The 2,440-nt window shown below is 60.1% G+C and carries 3 protein-coding genes; 2 read left to right on the top strand and 1 reads right to left on the bottom strand.

The window, feature by feature from the left end; all coding sequences use genetic code 11:
• Both H6B10_RS14010 and H6B10_RS14005 read left to right on the top strand, forming a co-directional pair.
• A partial coding sequence (locus H6B10_RS14010) for an HdeD family acid-resistance protein (RefSeq protein ID WP_204652168.1) occupies positions 1-592 on the top strand: 592 nt, incomplete at its 5' end.
• A gap of 40 nt (positions 593-632) precedes the next feature.
• Positions 633-2,036 (top strand): NAD(P)/FAD-dependent oxidoreductase, encoded by a 1,404-nt coding sequence (locus H6B10_RS14005; RefSeq protein WP_204652167.1) that lies wholly within the window; start codon positions 633-635, stop codon positions 2,034-2,036.
• Positions 2,037-2,108: 72 nt separating this feature from the next.
• Here the strand turns inward: H6B10_RS14005 and H6B10_RS14000 are convergent.
• A partial coding sequence (locus tag H6B10_RS14000; RefSeq protein WP_204652166.1) for a S1C family serine protease occupies positions 2,109-2,440 on the bottom strand: 332 nt, incomplete at its 5' end.

The following is a 2,440-nucleotide window of genomic DNA, read 5'->3' as shown; positions in this document are numbered from 1 at the left end:
GATCTGTTATGCCTTCGGAGCCGTGGTACTGCTTACCGGCGTCGTCTGCCTGATCCAGTATGTGCGCGTCCGCGGCAGCGGCTTTACCGCTCCCTTTTTGCTGGTAGGCGGCATCGTCACCACCGCGCTGGGCCTGTTTTCGCTGGCACAGCCCCAGGTGGTGGCCAGCTTCCTGCCGGTGGTGTTCGGCATCTTCATTCTGTTTGACGGGTGCAGCCGCATCGGCACCGCCCTGGACCTGGCCAAGCGCCGCGGGGACAAATGGTGGGTGATGCTGCTGTTCAGCCTGCTGTCCATCGCACTGGGGATTCTGCTGCTGCTCAATCCCTTTGGGGCCGCCGTCAGCGTTGTAGCCCTGTGCGGGGTGCTCCTCATTGTGGAGGGTGTAGTCAACCTGAGCTGTGTGGTATACGCCGCCATGGAACTGCGCGCCCTGGACCGTATGACCGATGCCGCCATGAACGCTACCCTGGGCGCTTTGGGCGATATGCTGGACGAGGAAGAAGCCGCCGCCCTGAACGCCGACCACGAGGGCGTGGTCTACAACGCCGAGAGCACCGAAGTGCCCGACGACACCACCGCCCCCCACTGACCCCGATCCATTTTATTCAGCAAGGAGAGTTTCCCCACCCATGTATGACCTGATTATCGTAGGCGCCGGCCCGGCCGGTATCTTTACCGCCCTGGAACTGCTGCGCAAAAGCAACAAGCCCCACAAAGTGCTGCTGGTGGAAAAAGGCAAGCCTGTGGAAAAGCGCCACTGCCCCAAAGACAAAACCGGTGTATGCGTCAACTGCAAACCCACCTGCGCCATCACCACGGGATTTTCCGGCGCCGGTGCCTTTTCGGACGGCAAGTTGTCCCTTTCCTACCAGGTGGGCGGCGAACTGCCCGACCTGATCGGGGAAGATTTTGCCCAGGAACTGATCGACTACACCGATAAGATCTATCTGGAATTCGGTGCCGACCCCAAGGTAGAAGGCATCTACGAAGGGCAGGAGATCAAGGACATCCGCAAGCGGGCCATTCAGGCCGGTCTGCAGCTGGTGGACTGCCCCATCCGTCACCTGGGCACCGAGAAGGCCCAGCAGCTGTACCTGAACATCCAGAACCATCTGCTGGATGCCGGTGTGGAGATGTTGTTTGAAACCGAGTGCGAAAACATCCTGCTGGAAGGCACCGTCTGCAAAGGTGTGCGCCTGCGGGAGAAAAACGGCACCCGGGATGTGCTGGCCAAACAGGTGGTCATTGCCACCGGGCGCCGGGGCGCCGACTGGCTGGAAAAACTTTGTGCGGAACACAACATTGCCCACAAGCCCGGCACCGTGGACATCGGCGTGCGGGTAGAGTGCCGCAACGAGGTCATGGAAACCATCAACAAAGTCCTGTACGAGGGCAAGCTCATCGGTTATCCGGCCCCCTGGCGCAACAAGGTGCGCACCTTCTGCCAGAACCCCGGCGGTTTTGTGGCCCAGGAAAACTACGACAACGACCTGGCCGTGGTCAACGGCCACAGCTTCAAAGAAAAGAAGAGCAACAATACCAACCTGGCCATTCTGGTCAGCCACAATTTTACTGAGCCCTTCAACCAGCCCATTGCCTACGCCCAGAAAGTAGGCGAGCTGACCAACATGCTGGGTGCCGGGCATATTCTGGTACAGCGCTACGGTGATATTCTGGACGGCAAGCGCACCTGGGCCAAGGAACTGGCCCGTGCCAACGTGCGCCCCACCCTGAAAGACGCCGTGGCCGGTGATATCACCGCCGCCATGCCCTACCGTGCCATGGTCAACATCATTGAATTCATCAAGATGGTGGACCAGGTAGTGCCCGGTTTTGCCAGCCCCGAAACCCTGCTGTACAGCCCGGAACTGAAGTTCTATTCCAACAAAGTCCGGATGGATACCGACCTGGAAACCAACATCACCGGTCTGCACTGCCTGGGCGACTCCTCCGGCTGGACCCGCGGCCTGATGATGGCTTCGGTCATGGGTGTGCTGATGGGCCGCAAACTGATGGAAAAGCACGGTTTCTGAACCGATTTTTCGCAACACACAAAAACCCCTGCCGGGAATCCCCGGCAGGGGTTTTCTATTAGGAGGAATCGATCAGCCGGCACTGCTGCCCAGGGTCACGCTCAGGCTCAGGATTTTGCCTTCCCGTTCCACCTGCAGGGTCACGGTGTCGCCCACATTCTTGTCGGCCAGATAGCTCTTGATGCTGCTGGAGGAGGATACCGCCGTGTCATCTACCGAGATGATCCGGTCGCCCACCTGCACGCCGCCTGCTTCGGCACCGCTGCCCGCGGTAACTTCCACCACGTAGACGCCGGTGCTGCTCACGCCCAGCTGCTGGGCAGTGGCCGCATCGCTGACGTCATAGATCTTGACGCCCAGCGCCGGACGCGCCACAGAACCGTTCTCGATCAGTTCCTGGGCAA

Source organism: Gemmiger formicilis, assembly GCF_016901605.1.
Lineage (GTDB): Bacteria > Bacillota > Clostridia > Oscillospirales > Ruminococcaceae > Gemmiger > Gemmiger formicilis_B.
This window is presented reverse-complemented; position numbering and strand designations above follow the sequence as displayed.

Bases quoted from the DNA above. Each gene is read 5' to 3' on its own strand.
- H6B10_RS14005 (WP_204652167.1), top strand. From the start codon at position 633: ATGTATGACCTGATTATCGTAGGCGCCGGCCCGGCCGGTATCTTTACC.